Annotated in this window: 29 protein-coding genes; 16 read left to right on the top strand and 13 right to left on the bottom strand. The window is 44.0% G+C overall.

Annotation, left to right across the window (positions count from 1 at the left end; translation table 11 throughout):
* Positions 1-30: 30 nt before the first annotated feature.
* Positions 31-474, top strand: coding sequence for a DoxX family protein (locus SOHN41_RS05095; RefSeq protein WP_007646301.1), 444 nt, complete (start codon positions 31-33; stop codon positions 472-474).
* 10 nt (positions 475-484) lie between these two features.
* On the top strand, positions 485-1,180 hold the full coding sequence (locus SOHN41_RS05090; RefSeq protein ID WP_007646298.1) for a pirin family protein: 696 nt from the start codon (positions 485-487) through the stop codon (positions 1,178-1,180).
* Between the two features lie 144 nt (positions 1,181-1,324).
* On the opposite strand, the gene SOHN41_RS05085 is transcribed toward SOHN41_RS05090, so the two are convergent.
* The 5 genes from SOHN41_RS05085 to SOHN41_RS05065 all read right to left on the bottom strand — a co-directional run bounded on the left by SOHN41_RS05085 (position 1,325) and on the right by SOHN41_RS05065 (position 3,875).
* Entirely contained in the window at positions 1,325-1,858 is a 534-nt protein-coding gene (locus SOHN41_RS05085) for a GNAT family N-acetyltransferase (RefSeq protein WP_007646296.1), read from the bottom strand.
* 62 nt (positions 1,859-1,920) lie between these two features.
* Positions 1,921-2,463: a GNAT family N-acetyltransferase gene (locus SOHN41_RS05080; protein ID WP_007646294.1), complete on the bottom strand. Its 543-nt coding sequence runs from the start codon at positions 2,461-2,463 to the stop codon at positions 1,921-1,923.
* Between the two features lie 115 nt (positions 2,464-2,578).
* The gene (locus tag SOHN41_RS05075) at positions 2,579-2,881 is read right to left on the bottom strand and encodes a hypothetical protein (RefSeq protein WP_007646292.1); all 303 of its coding nucleotides are present in this window, start codon (positions 2,879-2,881) and stop codon (positions 2,579-2,581) included.
* 126 nt (positions 2,882-3,007) lie between these two features.
* A complete protein-coding gene (locus tag SOHN41_RS05070) occupies positions 3,008-3,217 on the bottom strand; it encodes a DUF3820 family protein (protein WP_007646290.1) in 210 nt (69 codons plus the stop codon).
* A 199-nt stretch (positions 3,218-3,416) separates the two neighbouring features.
* Positions 3,417-3,875 (bottom strand): GNAT family N-acetyltransferase, encoded by a 459-nt coding sequence (locus tag SOHN41_RS05065; RefSeq protein ID WP_007646288.1) that lies wholly within the window; start codon positions 3,873-3,875, stop codon positions 3,417-3,419.
* A gap of 531 nt (positions 3,876-4,406) precedes the next feature.
* Here SOHN41_RS05065 and SOHN41_RS05060 point away from each other — a divergent pair.
* The 6 genes from SOHN41_RS05060 to SOHN41_RS05035 all read left to right on the top strand — a co-directional run bounded on the left by SOHN41_RS05060 (position 4,407) and on the right by SOHN41_RS05035 (position 10,496).
* Positions 4,407-5,180: an AAA family ATPase gene (locus tag SOHN41_RS05060; protein ID WP_007646286.1), complete on the top strand. Its 774-nt coding sequence runs from the start codon at positions 4,407-4,409 to the stop codon at positions 5,178-5,180.
* The gene (locus tag SOHN41_RS05055; RefSeq protein ID WP_007646284.1) at positions 5,140-5,592 is read left to right on the top strand and encodes a hypothetical protein; all 453 of its coding nucleotides are present in this window, start codon (positions 5,140-5,142) and stop codon (positions 5,590-5,592) included. The genes SOHN41_RS05060 and SOHN41_RS05055 overlap by 41 nt, the downstream gene beginning before the upstream one ends.
* A 234-nt stretch (positions 5,593-5,826) precedes the next feature.
* Positions 5,827-7,224 carry an ABC transporter substrate-binding protein gene (locus tag SOHN41_RS05050; RefSeq protein ID WP_007646280.1) on the top strand — a complete coding sequence of 466 codons (1,398 nt, stop codon included), beginning with the start codon at positions 5,827-5,829 and terminating at the stop codon, positions 7,222-7,224.
* Positions 7,221-8,957 carry a GGDEF domain-containing protein gene (locus SOHN41_RS05045; protein WP_007646277.1) on the top strand — a complete coding sequence of 579 codons (1,737 nt, stop codon included), beginning with the start codon at positions 7,221-7,223 and terminating at the stop codon, positions 8,955-8,957. The genes SOHN41_RS05050 and SOHN41_RS05045 overlap by 4 nt, the downstream gene beginning before the upstream one ends.
* Before the next feature lie 125 nt (positions 8,958-9,082).
* Positions 9,083-9,907, top strand: coding sequence for a zinc-dependent peptidase (locus SOHN41_RS05040; RefSeq protein ID WP_007646275.1), 825 nt, complete (start codon positions 9,083-9,085; stop codon positions 9,905-9,907).
* 55 nt (positions 9,908-9,962) lie between these two features.
* The gene (locus SOHN41_RS05035) at positions 9,963-10,496 is read left to right on the top strand and encodes a nuclear transport factor 2 family protein (protein ID WP_007646273.1); all 534 of its coding nucleotides are present in this window, start codon (positions 9,963-9,965) and stop codon (positions 10,494-10,496) included.
* A gap of 16 nt (positions 10,497-10,512) precedes the next feature.
* Here SOHN41_RS05035 and SOHN41_RS05030 read toward each other — a convergent pair whose 3' ends face one another.
* Together SOHN41_RS05030 and ltaE are read right to left on the bottom strand one after the other, a co-directional pair.
* Positions 10,513-11,982: an HDOD domain-containing protein gene (locus SOHN41_RS05030; protein WP_007646272.1), complete on the bottom strand. Its 1,470-nt coding sequence runs from the start codon at positions 11,980-11,982 to the stop codon at positions 10,513-10,515.
* A 168-nt stretch (positions 11,983-12,150) separates the two neighbouring features.
* Positions 12,151-13,164, bottom strand: coding sequence for a low-specificity L-threonine aldolase (gene ltaE, locus SOHN41_RS05025; RefSeq protein WP_037458171.1), 1,014 nt, complete (start codon positions 13,162-13,164; stop codon positions 12,151-12,153).
* A 284-nt stretch (positions 13,165-13,448) separates the two neighbouring features.
* Here ltaE and SOHN41_RS05020 point away from each other — a divergent pair, with 284 nt between their 5' ends.
* From SOHN41_RS05020 to tpx, 3 genes are all read left to right on the top strand, one after another.
* Positions 13,449-14,003: an OmpA family protein gene (locus SOHN41_RS05020; protein ID WP_037458079.1), complete on the top strand. Its 555-nt coding sequence runs from the start codon at positions 13,449-13,451 to the stop codon at positions 14,001-14,003.
* A gap of 32 nt (positions 14,004-14,035) precedes the next feature.
* On the top strand, positions 14,036-14,863 hold the full coding sequence (locus tag SOHN41_RS05015; protein ID WP_007646268.1) for a mechanosensitive ion channel family protein: 828 nt from the start codon (positions 14,036-14,038) through the stop codon (positions 14,861-14,863).
* 124 nt (positions 14,864-14,987) lie between these two features.
* Entirely contained in the window at positions 14,988-15,581 is a 594-nt protein-coding gene (gene tpx, locus SOHN41_RS05010) for a thiol peroxidase (protein ID WP_007646267.1), read from the top strand.
* Between the two features lie 129 nt (positions 15,582-15,710).
* Here tpx and SOHN41_RS05005 read toward each other — a convergent pair whose 3' ends face one another.
* Both SOHN41_RS05005 and SOHN41_RS05000 read right to left on the bottom strand, forming a co-directional pair.
* Positions 15,711-16,352 carry a trimeric intracellular cation channel family protein gene (locus tag SOHN41_RS05005; protein ID WP_007646266.1) on the bottom strand — a complete coding sequence of 214 codons (642 nt, stop codon included), beginning with the start codon at positions 16,350-16,352 and terminating at the stop codon, positions 15,711-15,713.
* Positions 16,353-16,711: 359 nt separating this feature from the next.
* Entirely contained in the window at positions 16,712-17,272 is a 561-nt protein-coding gene (locus tag SOHN41_RS05000) for a DUF4136 domain-containing protein (protein WP_007646265.1), read from the bottom strand.
* 180 nt (positions 17,273-17,452) lie between these two features.
* On the opposite strand from SOHN41_RS05000, the gene SOHN41_RS04995 reads away from it, so the two are divergent.
* From SOHN41_RS04995 to ruvX, 4 genes are all read left to right on the top strand, one after another.
* Positions 17,453-17,767, top strand: a complete 315-nt coding sequence (locus tag SOHN41_RS04995; RefSeq protein WP_007646264.1) for a hypothetical protein — start codon at positions 17,453-17,455, stop codon at positions 17,765-17,767.
* 156 nt (positions 17,768-17,923) lie between these two features.
* The gene (gene yciH / locus SOHN41_RS04990) at positions 17,924-18,253 is read left to right on the top strand and encodes a stress response translation initiation inhibitor YciH (protein ID WP_007646262.1); all 330 of its coding nucleotides are present in this window, start codon (positions 17,924-17,926) and stop codon (positions 18,251-18,253) included.
* Positions 18,254-18,346: 93 nt separating this feature from the next.
* Entirely contained in the window at positions 18,347-18,910 is a 564-nt protein-coding gene (locus SOHN41_RS04985) for a YqgE/AlgH family protein (RefSeq protein ID WP_007646260.1), read from the top strand.
* Between the two features lie 30 nt (positions 18,911-18,940).
* A complete protein-coding gene (gene ruvX, locus SOHN41_RS04980) occupies positions 18,941-19,366 on the top strand; it encodes a Holliday junction resolvase RuvX (protein ID WP_037458076.1) in 426 nt (141 codons plus the stop codon).
* A gap of 81 nt (positions 19,367-19,447) precedes the next feature.
* Here ruvX and hemH read toward each other — a convergent pair whose 3' ends face one another.
* From hemH to SOHN41_RS04960, 4 genes are all read right to left on the bottom strand, one after another.
* Positions 19,448-20,461, bottom strand: coding sequence for a ferrochelatase (hemH, locus tag SOHN41_RS04975; protein WP_007646258.1), 1,014 nt, complete (start codon positions 20,459-20,461; stop codon positions 19,448-19,450).
* Positions 20,462-20,513: 52 nt separating this feature from the next.
* Complete coding sequence (locus SOHN41_RS04970) at positions 20,514-21,053, bottom strand: glutathione peroxidase (RefSeq protein ID WP_007646257.1); 540 nt, start codon at positions 21,051-21,053, stop codon at positions 20,514-20,516.
* A 182-nt stretch (positions 21,054-21,235) separates the two neighbouring features.
* Positions 21,236-22,348, bottom strand: coding sequence for a PilT/PilU family type 4a pilus ATPase (locus SOHN41_RS04965; protein WP_007646256.1), 1,113 nt, complete (start codon positions 22,346-22,348; stop codon positions 21,236-21,238).
* Positions 22,349-22,357: 9 nt separating this feature from the next.
* Positions 22,358-23,395, bottom strand: coding sequence for a type IV pilus twitching motility protein PilT (locus tag SOHN41_RS04960; RefSeq protein ID WP_007646255.1), 1,038 nt, complete (start codon positions 23,393-23,395; stop codon positions 22,358-22,360).
* Between the two features lie 35 nt (positions 23,396-23,430).
* On the opposite strand from SOHN41_RS04960, the gene SOHN41_RS04955 reads away from it, so the two are divergent.
* Positions 23,431-24,129, top strand: a complete 699-nt coding sequence (locus tag SOHN41_RS04955) for a YggS family pyridoxal phosphate-dependent enzyme (RefSeq protein WP_007646254.1) — start codon at positions 23,431-23,433, stop codon at positions 24,127-24,129.
* Positions 24,130-24,267 lie beyond the last annotated feature (138 nt).

The raw sequence follows: 24,267 nt of genomic DNA, 5'->3' as shown, positions 1-24,267 counted from the left end.
CGTTAAATAATTTGAAATAAGGAATATCCCATGAAAACACTTATCGCTAAAACACTGAAATCAGCTCCAAGCTTAGCCCCACTGGCACTGCGTATTCCTATCGGGATCATCTTGTTAGCCCACGGTGCACAAAAGCTATTTGGTTGGTTTGGTGGCTACGGTTTAGAAGGTACGGGGCAATGGATGGCATCCATTGGTCTGACGCCAGGTTATTTAATGGCGCTGATGGCGGGTTCAAGCGAATTCTTCGGCGGCCTATTCCTGTTGCTTGGCCTGCTAACCCGCCCAACCGCCCTAGTCTTATCCTTCACTATGGTAGTGGCGATTTTCTCGGTCCATATCGGTAATGGTTTGTTCCTAACCAACAACGGCTATGAATTTGGTCTAGCTCTGTTAGCGGCAACGGCATCACTAGCGATTTCTGGCGCCGGTAAATTCGCGCTAGATAACCTATTCGCTAACCGCATCAAATAAGGGGAAGAAAATGATCACAATCAGAAAAGCACAGGACCGCGGTCAGGCTGACTTAGGCTGGTTAAAGAGTCAACATAGCTTCTCTTTCTCTAGCTACTATGATCCTGAGCATATGGGGATCTCATCCCTTAGGGTGCTCAATGATGACAGAGTCGCACCTGGGGCAGGTTTTGATACCCATGGCCATAAAGATATGGAGATCATCAGCTATGTGATCTCTGGCACTATCGCACACAAAGATAGTTTCGGAAATATCAAAACCTTACCCGCTGGTGAGTTTCAGTTGATGTCGGCGGGTAAAGGTATTTACCACAGCGAGTTTAATGCCTCAAATACTGAGCCGCTGCATTTTTTACAGATTTGGATCCGCCCAGACACGCTAGGTATTGATGCGGGTTATCAGCAAAAAGCCTTCGAGCAAACATCGGCCCTGACCCCTGTCGTGACACCGCAGGGGGAAAATGGCACCTTGAAGGTACAGCAGGATGCAACCTTGTATCGACTCAAACTTGCCCCAGCCGCACAGGTGAAGATGGAGCACCTTGAGAAAAATCGAAATGTGTATGTGCAATTAATCGAAGGCCAGCTGAGTGTCAATGACAGTAAAATGCTGCCTGGTGATGGCGCCCATTTAACGGGGCTAGATGCGATTACATTTACGGCAACACAAGGGTCAGTGACTGCGCTGGTGTTTGATTTAGCCTGATCATTAAGTGCAAGAGAGGATTGGTAAACACACCGCGACAGCCGAACCTTGAGTTGGCGGTGTGAGTGAAAATCGTCAACAAAAACCGCCTAAGGAATCTAAGGCGGTTTTTTGTTAAGGCCATTATTGTTCAGTGGTATGGGTCTAATTAGACAATGACAGCATCAGGCTAAAATTGACTAATATCTGTGCTTTATCCTGTAACTTATCTTCTGGCGTTAAGTATCTACGCAGCTCATTACGACGAATACAGTTAAACCCGTGTTTCTCGAAGAAAGGGCGCGCCTGATAAGAAGCCTCAACTGTTAATCTTTTAAAGCCGCGGTTTTTCGACTCTTCCAATAATGCCAAATACAAGTGAGTCGCAACCCCAGCTCGACTGTAATCAGGGTGTACAAATAAACAATCGACCTCAGCAACCAAGGAGTCCAGTTCAGTATCGGGACAGGGCTTTAAGTTAATAAACCCGACTAATTTCCCACTCTCTTCAGCAACCCAAGTGGTTGTATTTTCAAGTTTGGTAAGCCAATAGGATTCGCTGCGCGCCTCCCCTTGATGTTGTGCCCATGCCAATCGTTCGGTCAGTGAATAATACTCCTGTGCCCCTTTCATCACGCTGGCATCAAATACTGTCGCAACCTGTGCCGTATCTTTAGGGGAGAATAAGCGAATCTGCATCCCGTCACTCCTATGGGTTTAATCGTGTCAGTAGACAATAACGGAGGAATAATTCCATTCAATTAGCATTTCTTGATCATATAAAAACTCGGCAACACTTGTCCCAGCTTTTGCTGATAACTTCGCTGCACTTGGGTAAATCCCATCTTTGTAAACAACCCTTTAGATAAATAGGAGGCATCCACACTCAAACTAGAATACCCCTGCAACCTAGCCCAAGACTCTAAGTGACAATAGGCCAGCTCACCTAACCCTTGGCGCTGCCAATCTGGGTGAATATACAAGCTATCAATATCGCCTCTGTGGTGAAAATCGGTTTCGACATTGATAAATCCTACACAAATCTTAGTGAAGCTTGTCGCGTCTGTCACCAAAATAATCCAAGCTTGGGAACGGCTTAGGCGTAGGTGCCAATGCTTAGCGGATCTCGGCGCTTGGGACCAAGCATCCAACAGGGGCGGCGGATAACGCTCATGCTTTATATTGTGCACACAAATGTGAAATAGTTCGCTCACTTCGCGGGCATATTTAGATTGATAGGGCACTATCTCAATAGTGTTAGGGGGAGTCACTGTCTGTCCAATACTAAAACGCAATGAGACCATTCTGCCGCGTTTCTGTCGAGGGTGGTAGAGGGTAATAAACGCAAAAACAATTCGGCCTCGAAGGATTCGAGGCCGATGGACTGATTAGCTTGCGCTAACCACTATGACTAATCGATTATTTCTTTTCGATTTGACCGACAAAAAGCAATTTATCAAAGGTACGATTCAAGGTTTTGCTCGTGAACTCATTCATCCACATTTGTTCAACCACGGCGACTTTGTCGCCCTTGTTCACTTCAGTTTGAGGACCTGCCGCCCAAAACGTGTTGTCAGCTTCTTTAATCTGTACATAGGTGTAACCACCACCATTCATCGTATCAACAACAGTGCCTTCATGAGTCACGCCCTGCGCCCAAGCACTTGATATGCCTAAGGCTAAGGTTGCTACTGCCGCTAATTTTACCCACTTTGCCATCATGCTTGCGTTCCTTTTGTTTTGCTAATATGCTCCATTAAAGCATGCTAAAAGTAATAAATCGCTAATCTCTATCACGAAATACAACACCTATCGCAAAAGTGTGATTTTTCTTCGCGCTACGGGAACTCATTTCAATAGGGGTTTCAACATTCCCTCTAAACCATTGAGCTTGATTTCATATATTAGGGCTAGCTGCTCACCCAATTTGCCCTCCACAAACCCTTGCTTATGGAACCATACGAGATAAGGCTCAGGTAATTCTAATAATTTTCGTCCGGCATATTTGCCGAAGGGCATAATTTGATTAACAGCGTCGATAAGCTGTTGCTGATCCATCTCGATATCCTCAATGCATGACCCGTATTTGACTGAAACATGCTACAGCAGAAGGAGAATAAACGCCTGTACAAAATGGGAAATTGGAGAGCAGTAGGCTTCAAACAGCCTCTAGTGGGTTAGGATATGGCTAACCCACAAAACTAATGCCACTAAACTAATATCACTAAACTAACGCCACTAAATAATACAACCACATCTAAGGGTAAATTTTTAACAGGTTCGGCCCTAGATTAGCGCAGTGAGAATGCACAAAACCATAGTCCGCACACAGGCGTTCATCTTCACCATGGGCGTTAATGCTGACACAAGTGCCAGTATTAACACGTTCATCAATAAAGGCCATAACGCGCTCTAAAATAATCTTAGCAAGCCCATAGTGTTGGTATTCAGGAAGCACAATAAAGTCTTCAATCGCTAAATGCCTTGACCTGTCACCATAAACACAGGCTGTTGCCACCACATTGGCGCGCGCCTTTTCAGCCTTATCTTTAAGTCTAACCGTGACCCAATATAGGGCCTGAGTCTGCCGTTGGTCTGCTTGTTCAACCCCGATGGCAGGATGCCCTGCAGCACCACGTAAGTTGAGCAACTCATGGAACAGTGGTGCGGTTTCAACTAATTCAAATTCAATTGACATAATCGTTTTAATATCCATTTTTGCATCCCTTCACTAATGGTAAAAAAAATCAAGGTGATTAGACGGCATGTTATGGAAATCATAGCGGCATTATTTGGCAATTTGATGACAATCCCACCAAGCGACAAGACAACTTTAGACTGAAAAAGATCAATACTTCATCAAGAGCTAATATTTTTTGAAATATAAAAAATCAATTTATAACAAAATTAATATAAGCAGATAACGAATACAAGCTGAATGGCTGTAACCGCGAGTCCCCAGTAGTATTACCGCTTAGCATAAAAACCATTAAAAACAATAAAATCAATAGCTTAATAACTCTCAGCTGCCATTATTCAACAAGTGAGCAAGTAGTCAAATAAACGGCATACGACAGCATAATGACAAATTACTCCTCCGCGACATTTTATAAAAAACCGTCAAAAATCAGCCAATTGACCATTGTTAACACAAGGTTTACATTCATTTCTGAGAACAAGGTGCGGTAACGACTTAAAACCTATTAACGACCTGCCAAGTGTCATCCCAAGTATTGAGGAATACGTCATGATAGTGTTAATCGGCGGCGAAAAAGGCGGCAGCGGTAAAAGTTGCCTCGCGCAAAACATCGCAGTATTTCTAACCACAGAATGTGGGGCCTCTGTCATTATGGTGGATTGCGATCCCCAGAGAACCACATCTGACTGGATCCATGCAAGGAACAACAACCCTAAGCTGGCCACCATTAACTGTGTGCAACTGTATGGCAAAATTCGTAACGATCTCCTCAGCCTAGAACAACACTATGACTTTGTCTTAGTCGACTGTGGTGGCCAAGATAACCTCGCGCTGCGGGCAACGATGTCGGTAGCGTCCCATATTTTGATGCCACTTAGACCGAAACGTCGAGATTTAAAGACCGTCAGCCATATGGATGACATAGTCGCCACCTGTCGGATGATTAACCCTAAATTACGTGCATCATTTGTGATCACCCAATGCCCCAATTTACCGAATCAAGCAAACCGCATATTAGAGGCCAAAGAAGTCTGTAAGACCTACGATATCAATGTGCTCGATGCTATTACCTACAGTCGTAATATCTACGATGACAGTGAAGAATCGGGACTATCTGTGATCGAAATTGAACCCAAGGGGAAAGCCGCCACGGAGATCCGCGCCATTGCCTGCGAACTCTTTCAGGTTGACTGCGCAACCTCCTTAATTGCACTACTGCGCCCAAGTACATCAATAGCGGCTCACAGTGCCCAAGTGGATCAACATCATCTGAGAGGACAATATGGGACTCAGCGATCTCAAGAAAAACGCTATGCCATCTAGGGGCTCGGCACAGCCCCTCTCTTTAGATGAATTTATCGATGCGGCAACACGCTATGCTATGGGTGAAAACCTCAGCTCGGAGGTGTTGCCGTTAAAGAGCTGCGCAGATGGGGCCAATGAAACCCAATTGAAAATCACATTAGATTCTTCCAACGTGGTGAGTTTACATCGGCAAGCTATCCCATCGGCACAATTACAGCCAGAAATGGCAGAAGATCAAAGCCCACACGATCGTCCACACTATCGCAAGGCAACATTTTCCTTGAGTGAGATGGCAATTACACACTTAGCCAAACTTTCTGAAGAAAGTGAAATATCAAAGTCCAAGTTAATTCGATTTTTAATTGAGCAGCATTATGCTTTGCCAAACGCCTTAAGGCAGATGCGCGAGCAGCAGATTAAAAAATCTTAGTACCGCGCAATCTCCCACCCTTTTCCGGTGACCTAGAATGTTTAGGTTTGCCGGTTTTTTTTTGCTTAAAAAACCCCTAAAAAATTAAGTGATAATTGTTTATCAAGCCTATCCTTAATATTCAACCAAATGAATTAGTACTATTTATTGGCATGTTCATACTTAATGTTGAAGGTGGGATTTTTGTTAAAAAGCATTTACATCCTGTTTATTGGGTTTGGATTAACGCTAACGATGCCGACTCAGGCGGAATTTTCATTAGCACAAATCCCACCCATCAGTAACCAAACACCGATAACCTTAGTGGCCGAAGAAGGTTTTTGGACAGATTACCTCACCCAGGAAATGCTGCCCAAATTTACCGAAAAAACGGGCGTAAAGGTGAAGGTCATCAGCACTGATCTTGGCACTATGTTCGACCTGCAAACCCAAGCATTGCAACTGGGTGAAGGTCGATACGATCTGCTCAGCATGGAGGCTGGCTGGGCAAAGGAATGGGCTGCCAATGGTTATACTGTTCCCCTCGTTGAACTCGCCAAACTCTATGATCCCGATGGGGAGAAGGCGATGGAAAGCTACCTTGAACCCTACTACCCTTCCCTGCTCAATATCCTGTCTTATCACGGAGAAATCCACGCGATCCCCTACAATAACTATGTAATGGGAAGTCATTACCGTGCCGATCTGTTTGAAAATAAAACGGAACAAAACAACTTTCAGCAACGTTTTGGTTATCCACTCGCCCCCGCCAAAAATCTTGAGGAACTGCAGGATCAAGCAGTGTTCTTTACTCGAAAAGCAGGCGTACAGCTCGCCGACAAAGTATTAGCGCAGGACTTTTATGGTTTAGCACTGATGTCGGGGAATAAACCTCATATTAATGATGAGTTTTCGAGCATCATCTGGAGTTTAGGTGGCGCCTGGATGTGGCCTAAATACAATCAGCAAAAACAACTGACTCATTTTGAAGTCCCCACCGTTAACCATGAAGCGATAAAAGCCACCGATATTTACCGCAAGCTGATGCCCTATGCATTCCCCGCCGATGATCAGTTTGCCTTCAACGAGGCCGCCAACGCCTTAGCCACTGGCCAAGTCGCCATATGGCCATTTGCCTATAATAATCTTTGGTCAGCCTCGTTTCGGGTCGAGAAAAATATTCCCGGTGCTCGCCTTGGGGTTGCCCAGGTCCCAGGAGGCCACCCTTACAATGGCGCCTATGCCTTTGCTGTCAGTTACGATAGTAAAAACCCTCAGGCAGCCTATTGGTTACTTAAGTACATGGGGACTTTTGCAGCACAACGCGCCTATGCGCTTGGCGGTGGTAATCCCTGTCGAATGGACGTAGTCACAGCACCTGAATTTAAGCAGGACTCCCTAAGGGAAGTGGCAGGAGCCTTTGAAGTAAGCCATGCCGCTAACTTGTTTTGGTCAACTAAGGTATTAGAACTCGGGCATTTTACGACAACAGCTATGGGACAAATTTATCCCGAACTTAGCCACGCTTGCTATGCAGCAAGCCATAAACAAACCGACAGTACCAATATTTTTATCGAATTAAGCGCTAGGATCAAAAATCTGCAAAACACCTATGGGGAAGTTCCTGCAATTGATAAGAATAATGCCAAATGACAGCTAAACGATTAACGAGCCTCAAGCACAAGATCGCCCTTGCCTTCTACATTATTCTCGGCATGGCGCTGTTAAATGGCATGATTGCCATACTCTTGTCACAACAATTGAGATCGGAAATAGAACATTTGGTCGGCATAGATGTAGTGAAAGTGACCACGGCACTGCAGCTAGCTAAAAACAGTGAAAAACTGCAAATTATCACCACCCGGCTCAATCACTATGATACGGAGCAACAGCGACTAGCACTATTAAGCGAATTGACTACCCAGTGGGAACTGCTGCTCCATGATTCGCGCACACTCGCCAATCTTGAAACCTCCCATAAAGAGCACGCTGAACTCAACAGCACTATTGATACCCAGCTTGATTCCCTACAACAGCTATCGTTACTGAATGACTTGACCGATAGTGCGCTACAAGCCAAATTGCAGGTCGAGAATATTCAAGCTAATTTGACCGGAATGGCATCAGGCTTCGCCGATGAAATGCAAATTCAGCTACAGCAAATAAATAGCCATTACGCCCCGCTGATCGCACAAAAAAAATTTGATGCCATTAGGGTTAATATTCAAGAAAACCAAAAACTATCAACATACCTGCACTTGGGAGAACATCTTTTCGTCCTGCTTTCGCAAGTAAAAAATGCCAGCAGTATCGTAGAGTTAAATCAACTCCAGCGAGATGCCATGCGCCTAGTTATCAAGATGGAAGAGATCGCAATCTCATTCCACCAAAACCGAAGCATCTACCTCGATTGGTTATCACAAATTAAGCAAAATATGGTGGGAGATGACAATCTATTCCAATTGTCCCGTAACGCATTAAAAAGCACTCAAATCGCCAATGCCCACTTATCCTATCAAGCCGATGCCGCTCAAGTGGTGGCAACCTTTACCCAAAATCTTGTTAATCATGTGGAAGGAGAAATTAAATTAGCGGGGGGTGAACTTAAAAATGACAGCACCGCATTTGTGGTACTGATCTTTTTCAGCGGAGCCTTATATTGCTTTTTTATCTGGCTCACTAGCTGGCATTTCATTGCCAAAGGAATCATCACCCCCGTCATAGCAACCCGTGACGCCATGAACGCTATCGCTAACGAAAAACTCGATACTCAAATGCCAGTAACAGATAACCTTGAACTTCAGCAAATGGTGAGTTCACTTGAAACACTGAAAACCTATGCCGCTCAAGTGAAAGCGATGTCCGAGACAGATGGTTTAACGGGTTGTTATAACCGCCGCTATTTAGATGTCCAAATTCAAAGGGAGCTTATTTATGCGCAAGAACATCATATGCCACTCGGGATTGTGATGTTTGATATCGATAACTTTAAGCAATTTAATGATAGATACGGCCATGTACTCGGCGATCAGTGCCTAAAGCAAATTGTGAATGCAGCTAAATCCATACTGCAACGCCCAACAGATATACTCGCCCGTTATGGGGGAGAAGAATTTATGCTTTTATTACCCTCAAGCCACCTCGAAGATGCCTACAAAATTGCGGAACGCTTGCGGGAGAAAATCATCTCACTTGAAATCCCCCACGAAGATTCTCCCCACTCAGGCATAGTCACTATCAGTGCAGGTATTACCTGTTGGCAAGAGCCCCAGCGACTCGATATCAATGCTTTGATCAACCAAGCAGATGAAGCTCTCTATCATGCCAAATTAACTGGGCGCAACCGTACTGAGACCTTCTTGAATATACCTGCCCGCTATTCGTGATAGTTAAGTCCAACACGCCTATCAAGTACTGAGTCAATGACTTTCTTTTTAACCCAAGGATTGACTTCCCCCCGATCTATCCCCATTAGCTAATATATCGAAGACACATAGCGCGAAGGAACCCTATGCTCGCTATCTTACTCACATTGATCCTAGGCATTGGCGCTATCGCTTGGTTAAGTTCGAGTCGTTGGCGTAAAACCTTGCGCCGACGCCGCATCAAGGCAAAACCTTTCCCCAAAGCATGGCGTTCTATTCTTAAACAAAGGCTGCCCTATTTCTATGCATTGCCTACGGATCTTCAGCTTCAACTTAAACGGCATATTCAAGTCTTCATCGATGAAAAAGACTTCGTTGGTTGCAATGGTTTAACCATTACCGATGAAATTCGAGTCACTATTGCCGCCCAAGCCTGCCTGTTGCTATTGAATAGAAAGACAGATTTTTACCCTAAATTGAGGCAAATTTTGGTTTATCCGGACGCTTTTATTGTGAATAACCAAAGCCAAGACGCCTCAGGCGTTGTGTGGGAACGTCGTAATGTGCTCGCGGGAGAGTCATGGGAACAGGGGAAAGTCGTTCTCTCATGGAGGAACACCTTAGAAGGCGCCGCCGATCCCCACGATGGTAATAATGTCGTGATCCACGAATTTGCCCACCAATTAGATCAAGAGGATGGACATGCTAATGGGGCACCCATTTTGCAACACCGAGAGGATTATCGCACTTGGTCAAGCGTGTTTAGTCACGCCTTTGCCGAGTTAGAAAAAGCCGTGTCACTCGGCTCCCCTTCACTCTTTAGTTACTACGGTGCCACCAACCCTGCCGAGTTTTTTGCGGTCGTGACCGAAGTCTTTTTTGAAAAGCCTGAGGCGCTATACCAACAATATCCCGCGCTTTATCGAGAATTAAGTCACTTCTATCAACTCGATCCGATAAACTGGTACTAATGCGATGAACACGCAATCCACTCCAAACAAGTAGAGATCAAACAAGGAATACCCAATGCCGACAGTGAGAAGCACTAACCGCCGAGCCCTATCTATAACTTGGTTCAGTGCCACATTATTTGTGATAGCGGCCCTGATATTTAGTGCACAAAACGCAAAAGCCAGCGAAAAACAAGCCATAAAAGTGCTGACAGTCGATGAACAAGCTGCGGCTCAACTACTTGATAAATTAAATCAATATTCCAGCAGTGCTGATTGGGATAAGTATTTTGCCCTGTATCGACAGGACGGCATTTTTATTGGTACCGATGCGAGTGAACGTTGGGGTATGGTGGAATTTGAAGGTTATTCTCGTCCAACTAAAGGCTGGCGTTACGATTTAGTCGAGCGGCATTTGATCCAACACGATAATATTATCCTCTTCGATGAGCTGCTCAATAGTCCAGCCTATGGCATTAGCCGAGGAACTGGCACCTTAATTAAGACTGACGGTGTATGGAAAATTGCCCAATACCATTTAAGTTTTCCCATCCCTAACGCACTGGCAAAACAGATCACCACAGAAATTAAAAATGCCCCTAAGCAATAAATCGCCTATGGAACCATTACTTTAATGACACGGTAAAACACACATTCGCCAATTGGGAAAAGTGGATAAAACTTTGAAAATCAGACTCTTCAAAATCTCTTTCCGAAGGCCCCCTATCGGCGTAATAAAACCCAATGACTTTATTATCGACTAGTAATGGTGCCAGCAGGAATCCCCTTCGAGAGACATGCTGAGAAAGTAATTCTTGGCATTGTTCCCGCCATTTTTTTGAGGTGGGATCATCAATCCAGAGGGGGTCTTTATGCTCCATCGCCTGACGAAAGAGTCCTTTTTTATCACTTAAATCAATAATAAACTCCCGTTTCATCTCCTCGGCATCCGAACCAAGCATCACCCGTGGCTGGAGCTGTTTACGACTCGGTGATAATAACAACACACCACAACGATCAACCCCAACCCCTTCTAAAATGCCCTCGAGGACAGTCTGCATTATCAAGTTAAAATCTGCCTTGTTGATGGCATATCCTGTTAATTCTCGCAGCTTTGCAAGTTGAATATTTAAATTAGCTTGATAAACCGGCATCTCCAATGGGATCGGCTCAGGTTCAACGGTGAGAATACGTTTAGGATCGGGCAAATATTCCAGCAACACCTTAGCCCCATAGACCTCTGCCAGCTTGTGCGTCGCGTTAGCACAGCGCTGCATACGGTTCTTAAACTCCCCTTCCTCTAGGCCAGTAAAATTGACCGCTTGAGTTATGCGCTTTTCAAGCTCCACATTATCGATCACGGGCTGGGATAAAATATCGCAAAGCTTGTCTGCTAGAAATATGGAGCGGATCTCTGGACGTCGATCATCGGGGTAATTAACCGCTTGGATCAATAAATCCCCAAGCCCCCAATGACGGGCAATACTCTGGGTTAATTGTGAAAAAGAAGTGCCAAGATTTTCACGGATCATGCTTCGTTCTTCCGTTGGCGTTTCACACTCTTTCAATTTTTGGTCTAATTCTTCGGTAAATTCACCACCAACACTCCAAAATGCACTTTCACCTATGTGATAAAGTAAAGAAGCAATAAAGGCCTCTTCCTGCAATTCTTCATCATAATCACTCAGCATCATTCTCGCTAACATGGCCGCTTGGAATGCCTTTGCCATAAGCTTAATCAATCTTTGGTACACTGAGGGAGCAAGATTCTTACTTTCCAACAGGCTGGAGAGCAACTTGGCGGTAATACAAATATTTCGCACAGCATCAAACCCCAGCACAATGGCGGCTCGACTTACTGTGGATATTTGCGTGCTTCCTTTATGGTATATAGCGCTGTTTGCAACGCGCAAAATGCGGGATGTTAAGGCATTATCATGCATCACACTCCGCCCTAGTAGCGCGAGAGAAGAGACATCATCCTTAGCAAGTTTCTCTAACGATTTTACCGTCGAACACAGTGCAGGCATTTCTAACTCACTGATCCGATTTGTCCAGTAATCGACCCCTTTATTAATATTGTTATTAGGTTTCAACCTAGATTTGCCTCAATGAATTGATATTATTGTTTTTAGTATAGATAGGCATAAAAAATTCGCCTAGGTCCACATATTAATTCTCATCATCAGCTTAAATAATGCTCAGTTTAGTATTTGTTACAATGAAAATACCCAAGATAGAGCTTGGGTATTCCCTATGAGTGCTTAAGCCTGTAGATGGAGTTTAAATACCCGCAGCACTTTATCAATATCTTGGCGGCTCACATCCTTATGGGTCACTAGGCGCAGTGTTCTTCCAGGGCTAATGAGAATACCTTCTGAACGGCATCGTTTTGCCAGTGACTCGGCATCGACGTGGGAAGCAAGGGTTGCAAATAACATATTGGTCTGTACTGTGGCTAAATCGACGTCAAACTCGCTGAACTCGGCCAGTTGCCGCGCAAAATAAGCCGCATTATCATGGTCTTCACTTAATCTTTCTACCTGCTCAGTTAACGCCAGTTTACCTGCAGCAGCCAAGATCCCCGCTTGACGCATTCCGCCACCGAGCATTTTACGCCAACGAATGGCTTTTTTGATTAACCGCTCATCCCCTAAGAGTAACGAACCAACGGGCGCACAGAGCCCCTTAGACAGGCAAATAGAAACTGAGTCAAAATGTGCCGTGATATCGCCGATGGTGAGATTTTGCGCAACGGCAGCATTCGCGACCCTAGCACCATCTAAATGAATTTTTAATCCCCGATGAAAAGCCAAAGCCTGAGCATTGGCAAGGTATGTTTGTGGTAACACTTTGCCACCGATAGTGTTTTCAAGACTCAGTAAACGTGTGCGAGCGAAGTGAATATCATCGGGTTTTATCGCGGCCTCGATATCTGCTAAAGCGATAGTGCCATCCAATTGATTCATCAATGGCTGTGGCTGAATACTCCCTAAAACAGCAGCACCGCCCCCCTCAAATTTATAATTATGGGCCTGTTGTCCACACAAATATTCATCACCGCGTTCACAATGAGCCATCAGGGCGAGTAAATTTGCCTGAGTCCCCGAGGCGGTAAAAAGGGCACTCTCAAACCCAAACATATCGGCGGCCATATCCTGCAAACTGTTTACCGTAGGGTCATCGCCATACACATCATCACCAACTTCGGCTCTAGACATGGCTAATCGCATCGCTGCTGTTGGCTGAGTAACAGTATCACTGCGTAAATCTATCATCTTATCCTCGACTTCTTCCACGGGATCCCCTGAGGGCTTAGACTTGTGTACTACTGCGACTCTAGCGCCAAAGAGATATTTTGTATAGTTTGCCAAGATACTTGCCGATAAAACTAATATGCCATATTTGCGTTAAACTTGGCGTAGCGCTCGTAAAACGATAGACTATGCCACTAAGGATCTCATGCTGCAATAATGTAAATTTCCTAGTGGTTTTAACTAACGCTTTTCCATACCTAAGGTGATTTGTGGTGAATATATCCCCAACACAATGCATTAAGTTTATGCTTTTGATATTAGGTTTGTCCCTAACACCACGGGTGTATGCATGGCAGGATACAGATCATGATGGAGTGCCGGACATTAAAGATGCTTGTCCAAACACCCCCACAAATACTTTAGTCATGGCCAATGGCTGTGTTTATGAAATAGAAACCAAGGCCGAAAATATTCAATGTGATATCAACAATCCAAGCACCTATTCCGGTGTTGATTGTCATAATATTATGACGGCAATAGTATACTTTGAGTTTGCCATTGCTGAGGTTGACATATCCCAATGGAAAACTTTAGCCTTAGTTAAAGCATTTTTAGAAGCGAATGACATTAGATTAACCATAGTTGGTCACACAGATATTGTCGGAACACCCGAGTTTAATTATCAGCTGTCATTACAGCGAGCTCAAAATGTAAAACGTATTTTGGTCGAAGATTATGGTTTCGATCCAAATCGATTTACCGTGATAGGTAAAGGCATATCTGAACCCGTCGCTGATAATCGTTCCAGCGAAGGGCGCAGATTAAATCGACGAGTACAGTTTATCGTCAATAATAAGTAGTTTTTGTTAGCGTATTTTTAGGGAGTTATTCAATGGAAAACCTAGAGGGTTTATTAAAGCAAGCACCGGATCTTGTCATGACCTATGGCTTAAAGATCTTATTTGCCATTATCATTTTCTTTGTTGGTAAATACTTTTCTGGCGTCGCACAGAAGTTAGTCCGCAAATTACTTAATAGCCGCAAAATAGATCCAACAGTCGTATCCTTTGTTGCGAATCTAACATGGGCCGTAGTGTTTGTGTTCACAGTGATTGCTACTCTAGGACAAATTGGGGTACAAACTGCATCATTGGTTGCCGTTCTCGGTGCCGCTGGTTTAGCCGTAGGCTTAGCGCTACAAGGTTCGCTGTCTAACTTCGCCTCTGGCGTATTAATGGTGTTATTCCGCCCCTGTCGCGTGGGTGATTACATTGAGGCTGCAGGTATTGCAGGAACAGTTGATGAAATTACCATTTTCTCCACTAAGCTGCGTACACCTGATAACAAAGTCATAGTTGCACCAAACTCTGCGATCATGAATGGCACTATCACTAACTACTCAGCCTCTGAGAACCGTCGTATCGATCTTGTGATTGGAGTTTCATATTCTGCAGATATAGCATTAACCAAAAAAGTATTAACCGATATCTTAGATAATAACCAATATGTTCTAAAAGACCCATCCTACACTGTGGGTCTATCTGAGTTAGCGAATTCTTCCATCAACTTTGTTGTTCGTCCTTGGGTAAAAACCGCCGACTATTGGATAGCTCGTTTTGAGATCCTTGAACAAATTAAGAATGCGCTCGATGCTGCAAATATTGAAATTCCATTTCCACAAATGGATATCCATGTAAAGCAATTACCAGAGAGCAAATAACGTACGTTTAAAGCAAATGGCCAGTTAATACTGGCCATTTTTTATGGTTCTAAAAGATATTTTAGCGTACCTTAGTGGTTAATTGTTAAATGCGCACAGGGATATTCTTGTGCAAGGAGATAAAATGCAAAAGCACATTTCATTTTTAGCCGCGGGCTGTTTTTATAGCTTAATGCTACTCAGCCCCAACGCCAGTGCCAATGAAAAGACACAGGTGTTGATGGGTGAAAAAACCGTCACGTTAGAGGGAACATTACCCAAACTGACCCAAATGGCGCCGGGGTTTAAAGTGGTAGACGAGCACTTTACGCCAGTCACCCTAAGTGACTTTAAAGGTAAAACAGTGCTTATCAGTGCGGTGCCAAGCTTAGATACCGGTGTATGCGCATTGCAGACAAAACGCTTTAATAGTGAAGTCAGCCATTTTTCAGATGATGTAATAATGCTGACAATTAGCACCGATCTCCCCTTCGCACAGAAGCGTTTTTGTAAAGTTGAAAATGTAGACAAAATTAAAGTGCTATCAGATTCTGTCTGGCGTGACTTTGGTGAAAAATACGGTCTATTAATTCAAGATTATAGCTTACTGGCCCGCGCTATTTTTATTATCGATGCCGAAGGTAAATTGCAATACCAAGAATTAGTGCCCAATATTACCGAACATCCAAACTACGATGCGGCACTGGCAGCATTAAAAACCATTCAAGCTCTTCAGTAATTCGCATAAAAAATAGGGCAGCGAAGTACTACCCTATTTTTATCATACCGTTCAGAACATACAGATAAGCTTTGAATAGATAACGGGTTATCAATGCCAATGTTTGATCTCCGCTATTCGAGGCGCTATTTAATGCGTATGTTGGTCGCTATTGGCCTGATAATCAAACGTCGGCATTGACCAATGGTAACGTAACGCCAACATTCTCAAACTGAAACCTAGACTTAAACAAATTATTAGATTGATCCATTCGGTCAGTTGATAGGTTTCTAAGGTGATATACAACCCTGCCGTTAACAGTGAAATAACAGCATAGAGTTCCTTCTTAAAAATCAACGGCACTTGATTGCATAGAATATCGCGGATCACGCCACCAAACACGCCTGTGATTAGCCCCATCACCACAGCGATTGTAGGACTAAATCCAAGCATGAGGGTTTTCTGCGCGCCGACAATTGAAAAAACAGCAAGACCTAAGGCATCGATGGCTAAAAATAACTTAGATAGATAACGCATAACTGGTGCAATCGCCACCGTCAATAGAGAAGCAAAAGCAATAGCGATTAGGTAGTGGACATTCTCCACCCATATCAAGGGGTAGTTGCCTAATAACATGTCCCTTAATGTACCGCCGCCAATTGCGGTCGCACAACCAATGATCACCACACCAAACAAGTCCATCTGCTTACGACCCGCAGCTAAAGCCCCAGTCATTGCCTCGGCAAGGATCCCTATCAACCATAACAATCCGATAAACTGTGCTTCTTGCATTGCTACTACTGCTCACATTAAAAGACGCTGATTTTGCCTGATAAATACGAGGTTAGATAATGATATTATTTCAAATAAACCATTAGAAAAAATAATGAAAAAAACTGCTAAGTGAATGCGTAAGGCACTTAATAATTTGCAAAAAATAAAAAGTGAATACTAAACAAGCAATTAAAAACAAATGCCTACTATCTAAATTATAAAAAATATACTTTATAATAAGTATAATTAATGAAAATTTAGCTAAACTGCAAATAAATACAGATAATGCATCAATATGGGTCGAATGGATAAAATCTAGTCAAAAAAAGAACGGCCTATTGGCCGCCCTTAATCTTTAGCCATAATGGAGGGAAGTGCTATTTATTCTCAGGCTTCGGAGGATAATTCATCATGACACTACCCACGGCCTCATTAATGATCTCTACTCTTTCTTCTGGGGTATTTTTATCGCGGATCGTATCGGCAACAGAACCACGCCAAATCAACTTAGCATTTTTATTATCAATTAAATCAACTATTAATGTCCCAACTTCATATTCTCGCACTGTTGTTTGGCTATGCATATTGCCACCCCACCCCCAGCCTGGGCCGTAATAAGGACTATAGCCAAAGTTAGTATTAAAAGTGTCAACATTAATCTTCTTATCCACTTTGGTCAGATAATTCACTAATACATCGGCATCTTTTGCATCGACTAAGTTCATCCCCTTAGCGGCAAGTTGCATATTGATAGCATCTCTTACACGTTGATCCATCAAACCATCTAGATGGTATCCCGACGAATCTGCTTTTTGAGTCACCCAAGCATAGGTTTTATATTGGCTGAAATTAGCACTAGGATCATAATCCCAGCCCGATTTAAGCGAGCTACAAGCACTTAAGGCGAGTACGGCTAAGCCAACAATAATACTTTTCATTTTAATTTCCTCAGATGTTCACACTGAAAAAAGATAGGCCTATAGAGCTAAATTTAGCTTACAGAGCAATTGACTGATCTACAACTCTATTTATTAAAAAGCTATATGTTATTCAGCTTGACTTCAGGACACACTTAAATGATAATGATTATCAATTGGTAAATGAAAGAGGCAAGTGACATGTATTGGTTTATTAGTGCATTTATTGTTGCATCTGCAGTTTTTTTCCTCATACCACAGAAAGCCGCAGCCGAGGTCAGTAGTACAAAACTTAAACCTAATTTGTCATTAAGTTTGTTGATTTTGCCTTTAGGTGTGCTCAGTTGGTTAGTTTTCGACACGCTGTCTAATGGTGGCAACTATGCAACAGTAACGGCATTCGGTTTTGTCTCTACGGCCTGTTTAATTGCCCTACCTAAGTTACATCGCTATATCATGCCTAGCGCATTATTTACCGTACTTGCCCTGATTACCATGGTGGTAGAACGCTTTTAAGTTTACGGTTTTAAAATATGCTTACTTCCCTGCAAAGAGTTAGCATTTTCTCCGGACCACTTATAGTCTATCTCTAGGTGGTCTTTTTTTTTACCTCCCAGAACCCCATTGAATTTGGTAAACTTAAGCCGCATAAATTCCAATGAAAGATGACTTATGAAAGCAGATCCCAATGTATCCTTAGTGTACAGTACTGATAAAGGTCGTATTAGTGCCGAACCAGCTCCAAGAGCGATACCAGAATCAGATGGCATAGTACGGATCCACAGAGATAGTAAGGGCCGTAAAGGCAAAGGGGTATCGATTATTTCAGGCCTAGGGCTCGATGAATCCGCCTTGAAAGCTCTTGCACAGACCCTTAAGAAACAATGTGGCTGTGGTGGAACAGTCAAAGACTTCACCATTGAAGTACAAACAGATAATCGCGAACAGCTCAAGCTGTTACTCGAGAAGCAAAATTATAAAGTGAAATTGGCTGGCGGCTGATAAGAGAACCTAGATACCATTCTCCTGTGAGTTAGTTTGCCACTACACATTTTGCGATTCAGGTTAATGCCTATCGGCTTGAACGGAGTTTTAATGGAGAGTTTGCAAAACTATTTTTTAATCGCTATGCCTTCGCTCGATGGCACCTATTTTGAGCGCACTGTCATCTATCTTTGCGAGCATGACGCTAAGGGCGCGATGGGGCTAGTGATTAACAAACCACTGGGTATTAAGGTCAATTCACTGTTAGAACAGATGGATTTACCCGCAGAACAGACCTCCGTCGATCTTGCCCAGAGTTCACAGGTCCTCATGGGCGGCCCAGTCTCACAGGACCGTGGCTTTGTATTGCATAGTTCCCAACCCTATTGGGCAAATAGTACAGATCTAGGATCAGGACTGATGCTCACCACTTCACGGGATGTGTTAACCGCTATTGGCAGCGACAGATCGCCAAAGAAATTTCTCGTTACGTTAGGTTATGCTGGATGGAGTAAAAATCAGCTAGAGCAAGAACTTGCAGATAATTCTTGGCTCACAATCCCCGCGGACCATGCACTGTTGTTTGATGTTAAACATGAAGACCGTTGGCCACAGGCGAGCCGTTCGCTCGGATTTGACGTTTGGCAACTATCGACTCAAGCTGGTCATGCTTAAACTGCTTCAATCACAATAAGTTTGTATTCTATGAATTCTAGAACTGTTTTGGGCTTTGATTTTGGCACTAAGAGTATCGGTGTCGCCATTGGACAAGAAATCACCTCCAGTGCCACACCACTCCTGTCACTCAAGGCTATCGATGGCATTCCCAATTGGGACCAAATTGGCGAACTTATTAAAGAGTGGCAGCCGGATTTAGTCGTTGTGGGGTTACCCCTTAATATGGATGGAACTGAGCAGGAAATGACCCACAGGGCGCGTAAGTTTGCCAACCGGATCAATGCTAAGTTTGGGATAAAAATAGTCACTCAGGACGAGAGACTCACGACCACTGATGCTAAAGCAAGATTATTTGAGTTAGGAGGTTTTAAAGCCTTAACGAAAGGCCAAGTCGATGCCGTTTCTGCGGTACTGATAATCGAAAGCTATTTTGAAAATCACTTTGGTCAATAAAGACTTTAAACATAAAAAGGATAGTCACTCGCCTATCCTTTTTATTGCACCACATTCATCATTCACATACACATTTTCAGGCTATAAATACGGCTTCACTAAGTTTGCCATCATAGCCACATGTGCATCACTGTCATTCAACGCGGGAATATAGCGGAACTTATCCCCCCCCGCCTTCGCAAAAATATGGCCGTTCTCACCCACTATCTCTTCTAAGGTCTCTAAACAATCAGCACTAAATGCGGGACAGACTATCGCCACATCCCGTATCCCCTCACTCGGCAGAGCTTTGATTGTGGCATCAGTATAGGGTTGTAACCATGTTGCCTTGCCGAAGCGGGATTGGAATGTCATCACAAATTCGTCTTGGCTCAAGCCTAGTCTTTCCGTCACTAATGCGGTGGTTTTCATGCAAAAACAATAATAGGGATCGCCTAAATGCAGATTTCGCTCAGGCATTCCATGGTAAGACAGTACTAACTTCTGGGGTTTGCCATAGGCATCGAAATCGGCCCGAATGCTATCGGCAAGTGCAGTAATAAAATCAGGATTGTCATGGTAGGTATTAATAAAGTGCAGAGATGGAATATAACGCCACTGGGATAATTCTGTTGCTATGGCATCGAAGGCGGATCCCGTCGTTGGCGCCGCATATTGCGGATATAGAGGTAACACAACAAGTTTATCGACACCATTACGATGCATTTGCTGCAAAGTGCTTGCTACCGAAGGGTTTCCATAACGCATCGCTAAATTGACAACAACCTCTTGACCATCGCTCGCTAATTTATCCGCCAATTTTGCCGTTTGCCGTAGGCTTATGTCCATCAGAGGTGAACCCGCTTCTGTCCAGACTTTTTGGTACAGTGCAGCGGATTTGGCTGGGCGTACTCGCAGCACTATCCCATGTAGGATCAGCATCCAAATCAATTTAGGAATTTCAACCACTCGGGGATCAGACAAAAACTCCGCGAGGTAACGTCTTACAGCAGATGCTGTGGGCGCATCCGGTGTCCCTAAATTTAATAGCAGCACACCAACCTTACCCCGCTTAGCATGACCACTTTCTTTAGAAATCCCTAAAAATTTTGTCAAAACAGCCTCTTAATACATGTTAATGAGTGACTAATTTATGATGGCGACACCATTATAGAACCGATTCGATTGCCTGCTTAAGTTCAGTACTATCTGGCTTAACCTTAGAATTAAATTGCTGAACAACGGTGCCATCGCCGCTGACAACATACTTATAGAAGTTCCATTTTGGCGATCCGGTTTTTTCGGCTAAATATTTGAAAACACTATTCGCATCGCTTCCCCGAACGGCTGAGGTCGCTAACATAGTGAAAGTCACGCCATAGTTGATATAACACACTTTAGCCGTGTCTTTTTCGTCATTTTCCTCTTGGAAAAAATCATCTGACGGGAAACCAATCACGACTAAGCCTTTGTCTTTATACTCTTTATGGAGTGCTTCGAGAGCTTTAAACTGCGGGGTATAACCGCAGTTACTGGCGGTATTAACAATAAGCACAGGCTTACCTTGGGTTAATTCACATAGATTAATCTGCTCTTCTGAGTGTAATTTACGCACGTTCAGATCAAGATAGCTTGGACAAGTTACCGCCATGGCATGGACACTCAATAAGCTTGTCATTGCCGTTAGTGCTAGGGTGAATTTATGCATTACTCTCTCCTTTACCAGTGCATTACGCACAGCCGCTAAGTAAAGATCATATTAAATTTAAAAATAAAAGCTATGGTTAACGACAACATAGCGATGAGGTAGAACCGATTGAGCCGAGCGATAATCTGAAAACATAAACAAAAAGCAGCCCATAAAGAGCTGCTTAGCGGATTAAACTCTGATTAATCCATATCCAAAGTGACACCTTCCATAAAGCTTGAACTGTTAGGTTCTTTATTTTGCAGCTTAATCATCAAGCGTAAATCGTTAGGTGAGTCGGCATGGTGCAGGGCATCGGCATAACTAATCTCACCATCGACATAGAGTTTTAACAGAGCCTGATCGAATGTCTGCATACCTTGCTCATTCGATTTGGCCATGGTTTCTTTCAGTAAATGCAGCTCATTTTTGGCAATTAAACTCGCCACCCTAGGGGTGTTAATTAACACCTCAATGGCTGCTCGTCGCCCAGTCCCATCGACTTTAGGGATCAGTTGCTGCGCCACAATGCCACGCAAATTCAAGGATAAATCGAACAGTAACTGCTGATGTTTACTCTCGGGTACTAAATGCATGATCCGATCGAGTGCTTGGTTAGCGTTGTTCGCATGCAAGGTAGCCATACAAAGGTGGCCGGTCTCGGCAAACGAGAGGGCAAATTCCATGGTTTCTTGAGTACGGATCTCACCAATCAAGATCACATCGGGAGCCTGGCGAAGTGAACTTTTTAGTGCCGCATCAAAAGACTCTGTATCAATCCCAACTTCACGCTGGGTAATGATACTTTTTCGATGATCATGAACAAATTCAACAGGGTCCTCAATGGTCAAAATATGACCACGGGCATGGGCGTTACGGTAACCGACTAAAGCGGCAAGCGAGGTTGATTTACCCGTACCAGTACCACCCACCATGATGATCAACCCACGCTTACTCATGACAAGATCTTTAAGAATCGGCGGAAGTTTTAAATCATCCACTTCAGGGATTTTTGTCTCGATTCGGCGCATGACACAACCCGGGGATTCCCGCTGCCAAAAAGCACTCACCCGGAAACGTCCAAGTTCCTTTGCTGCAAAGGCAAAGTTACATTCACGGCTAGTATGAAACTCTTTCTTTTGCGCTTCCGTCATCAGGGACTCAACAAAGTCCAAGGACTGCGCAGGCGTAAATGCACTCTCAGCGAGGGGGCGTAACTCACCATCTATTTTCGCGCTCGGCGGAAAGCCTGCGGTAATAAACAAATCCGAGGCTTTTCGCTCAACGATGACTTTTAAAAACGGACGCACATCCATCATAAATCCTTAAAATGTCGCTTGTTTGTTTGAACTCTTAGACATAGCGTCCTCACGGGTGATGAGGCCGCGGTTGACTAGATTCTGTAAACATTGTTCCAATGTTTGCATCCCGTGGGCCATACCCGTTTGAATTGCCGAGTACATTTGCGCCACTTTATCTTCGCGGATTAAGTTACGAATCGCAGGCGTGCCCATCATAATTTCGTGGGCGGCCACACGGCCACCACCGATTTTTTTAATCAGCGTTTGTGAAATAACCGCCTGTAATGACTCTGATAGCATAGTGCGCACCATGTCTTTCTCACCGGCAGGGAATACGTCAACCACACGGTCGATGGTTTTAGCTGCCGAGGTAGTATGCAAAGTACCAAAGACTAAGTGGCCAGTTTCGGCAGCGGTCATCGCAAGGCGAATCGTTTCAAGATCTCGCATCTCGCCGACGAGGATCACGTCGGGGTCCTCACGCAGTGCACTGCGCAGTGCGGCATTAAAACTGTGGGTATGGCGGTGAACTTCCCGCTGGTTGATCAGGCATTGCTTATTTTGGTGAACGAATTCGATAGGATCTTCAATCGTTAAGATATGGTCATGGCGGTTTTCATTGATGTAATCCACCATGGCCGCAAGTGTGGTACTCTTACCCGAACCTGTAGGCCCAGTAACTAAGACTAACCCTCTGGGAAAACTAGAGATTTTTTTAAAAATCTCGGGAGCACCTAGCTGCTCGAGTGACAAAATCTCGCTGGGAATGGTACGAAAAACCGCCGCAGCGCCGCGGGATTGATTAAATGCGTTCACCCGGAAACGGGCTAAATTAGGGACTTCGAAGGAAAAGTCGATTTCTAAATGCTCTTCATAGTCCTTGCGCTGTTTATCATTCATAATATCGTACACTAAACTGTGTACGCCCTGATGATCGAGCGCCGGCAGGTTAATTTTTCTCACTTCACCGTCGACACGGATCATGGGAGATATCCCTGCAGAGAGGTGTAGATCCGAGGCTTTGTGTTTTACACTAAAGGCTAATAACTCAGTGATTTCCATAGTTTGGGATATCCTAGCAACCAGATAATTACATCATGACAACAATAGCAGACAGACTCGCAATCGCCCAGCATAGGATCGCGCAAGCGGCGCAAAAATGTGCACGCCTACCTAACAGCATTCGTTTACTTGCAGTCAGCAAGACCAAACCCATTGAAGACATTATAGCAGCCTATCATGCCGGACAACGTGACTTTGGTGAAAACTATGTCCAAGAGGGGATGGCAAAAATTCTCGAATTGAAGGAAAGCTATCCCGATATTGAGTGGCATTTTATTGGACCACTACAATCGAATAAAACCAATATCGTCGCCCAATATTTTGACTGGATGCACACGGTATCACGGGACAAAATCGCCCTACGCCTCAATGAGCAACGTCCTATCTCAATGGCACCACTTAATGTGTGTATTCAAATCAATATCAGTAATGAATCGACCAAATCAGGCATAGATGCCGAACAAATGTTGCCGCTCGCACAATTAATCACCCAGCTCCCTAACTTAACCCTCAGGGGATTGATGGCCATTCCCACAGCAACAGAAAACTCAGCGCTACAAGTGCAAGAATTCACTAAGCTAAAAGAATTATTTGAAGAGTTAAAGCACCATTATCCCCATATTGATACTCTCTCAATGGGCATGAGCAATGACCTCGACACAGCGATAACCTGCGGCTCGACTATGGTACGCATTGGGAGTGCAATCTTTGGTGAACGCGATTATTCAGCCTGATGCCGTAGATAGCTTAGGACAATCAACTCGGCTGCTAGCCTTGTTTTTACAACCTAGCGCCCAAATACTGTAGTAAGACTCACTTAATATACTCCCATTAGGGCTCTATCGCTTAATGGCAAACAAAAACAACATTAA

This window comes from Shewanella sp. HN-41 (assembly GCF_000217915.1).
Classification (GTDB): domain Bacteria; phylum Pseudomonadota; class Gammaproteobacteria; order Enterobacterales; family Shewanellaceae; genus Shewanella.
Note: the sequence above shows the minus strand (reverse complement) of the source record. Positions and strands in the feature narration are given on the sequence as shown.

Excerpts from the sequence above, each read along its gene's own strand:
- SOHN41_RS05040 (WP_007646275.1), top strand. The coding sequence starts at position 9,083 with ATGCTCGCTATCTTACTCACATTGATCCTAGGCATTGGCGCTATCGCT.
- SOHN41_RS05005 (WP_007646266.1), bottom strand. The coding sequence starts at position 16,352 with ATGCAAGAAGCACAGTTTATCGGATTGTTATGGTTGATAGGGATCCTT.
- SOHN41_RS05060 (WP_007646286.1), top strand. The coding sequence starts at position 4,407 with ATGATAGTGTTAATCGGCGGCGAAAAAGGCGGCAGCGGTAAAAGTTGC.
- SOHN41_RS05055 (WP_007646284.1), top strand. The coding sequence starts at position 5,140 with ATGGGACTCAGCGATCTCAAGAAAAACGCTATGCCATCTAGGGGCTCG.
- SOHN41_RS05080 (WP_007646294.1), bottom strand. The coding sequence starts at position 2,463 with ATGGTCTCATTGCGTTTTAGTATTGGACAGACAGTGACTCCCCCTAAC.
- SOHN41_RS05045 (WP_007646277.1), top strand. The coding sequence starts at position 7,221 with ATGACAGCTAAACGATTAACGAGCCTCAAGCACAAGATCGCCCTTGCC.
- SOHN41_RS04995 (WP_007646264.1), top strand. The coding sequence starts at position 17,453 with ATGTATTGGTTTATTAGTGCATTTATTGTTGCATCTGCAGTTTTTTTC.
- SOHN41_RS04970 (WP_007646257.1), bottom strand. The coding sequence starts at position 21,053 with ATGCATAAATTCACCCTAGCACTAACGGCAATGACAAGCTTATTGAGT.
- SOHN41_RS05000 (WP_007646265.1), bottom strand. The coding sequence starts at position 17,272 with ATGAAAAGTATTATTGTTGGCTTAGCCGTACTCGCCTTAAGTGCTTGT.
- SOHN41_RS05035 (WP_007646273.1), top strand. The coding sequence starts at position 9,963 with ATGCCGACAGTGAGAAGCACTAACCGCCGAGCCCTATCTATAACTTGG.
- SOHN41_RS04965 (WP_007646256.1), bottom strand. The coding sequence starts at position 22,348 with ATGGATGTGCGTCCGTTTTTAAAAGTCATCGTTGAGCGAAAAGCCTCG.
- ltaE (WP_037458171.1), bottom strand. The coding sequence starts at position 13,164 with ATGATAGATTTACGCAGTGATACTGTTACTCAGCCAACAGCAGCGATG.
- SOHN41_RS04985 (WP_007646260.1), top strand. The coding sequence starts at position 18,347 with ATGGAGAGTTTGCAAAACTATTTTTTAATCGCTATGCCTTCGCTCGAT.
- SOHN41_RS04955 (WP_007646254.1), top strand. The coding sequence starts at position 23,431 with ATGACAACAATAGCAGACAGACTCGCAATCGCCCAGCATAGGATCGCG.
- SOHN41_RS05065 (WP_007646288.1), bottom strand. The coding sequence starts at position 3,875 with ATGGATATTAAAACGATTATGTCAATTGAATTTGAATTAGTTGAAACC.
- SOHN41_RS05015 (WP_007646268.1), top strand. The coding sequence starts at position 14,036 with ATGGAAAACCTAGAGGGTTTATTAAAGCAAGCACCGGATCTTGTCATG.
- SOHN41_RS04960 (WP_007646255.1), bottom strand. The coding sequence starts at position 23,395 with ATGGAAATCACTGAGTTATTAGCCTTTAGTGTAAAACACAAAGCCTCG.
- ruvX (WP_037458076.1), top strand. The coding sequence starts at position 18,941 with ATGAATTCTAGAACTGTTTTGGGCTTTGATTTTGGCACTAAGAGTATC.
- SOHN41_RS05095 (WP_007646301.1), top strand. The coding sequence starts at position 31 with ATGAAAACACTTATCGCTAAAACACTGAAATCAGCTCCAAGCTTAGCC.
- SOHN41_RS05085 (WP_007646296.1), bottom strand. The coding sequence starts at position 1,858 with ATGCAGATTCGCTTATTCTCCCCTAAAGATACGGCACAGGTTGCGACA.
- tpx (WP_007646267.1), top strand. The coding sequence starts at position 14,988 with ATGCAAAAGCACATTTCATTTTTAGCCGCGGGCTGTTTTTATAGCTTA.
- SOHN41_RS05090 (WP_007646298.1), top strand. The coding sequence starts at position 485 with ATGATCACAATCAGAAAAGCACAGGACCGCGGTCAGGCTGACTTAGGC.
- yciH (WP_007646262.1), top strand. The coding sequence starts at position 17,924 with ATGAAAGCAGATCCCAATGTATCCTTAGTGTACAGTACTGATAAAGGT.
- SOHN41_RS05075 (WP_007646292.1), bottom strand. The coding sequence starts at position 2,881 with ATGATGGCAAAGTGGGTAAAATTAGCGGCAGTAGCAACCTTAGCCTTA.
- SOHN41_RS05020 (WP_037458079.1), top strand. The coding sequence starts at position 13,449 with ATGCTTTTGATATTAGGTTTGTCCCTAACACCACGGGTGTATGCATGG.
- SOHN41_RS05070 (WP_007646290.1), bottom strand. The coding sequence starts at position 3,217 with ATGGATCAGCAACAGCTTATCGACGCTGTTAATCAAATTATGCCCTTC.
- SOHN41_RS05050 (WP_007646280.1), top strand. The coding sequence starts at position 5,827 with ATGCCGACTCAGGCGGAATTTTCATTAGCACAAATCCCACCCATCAGT.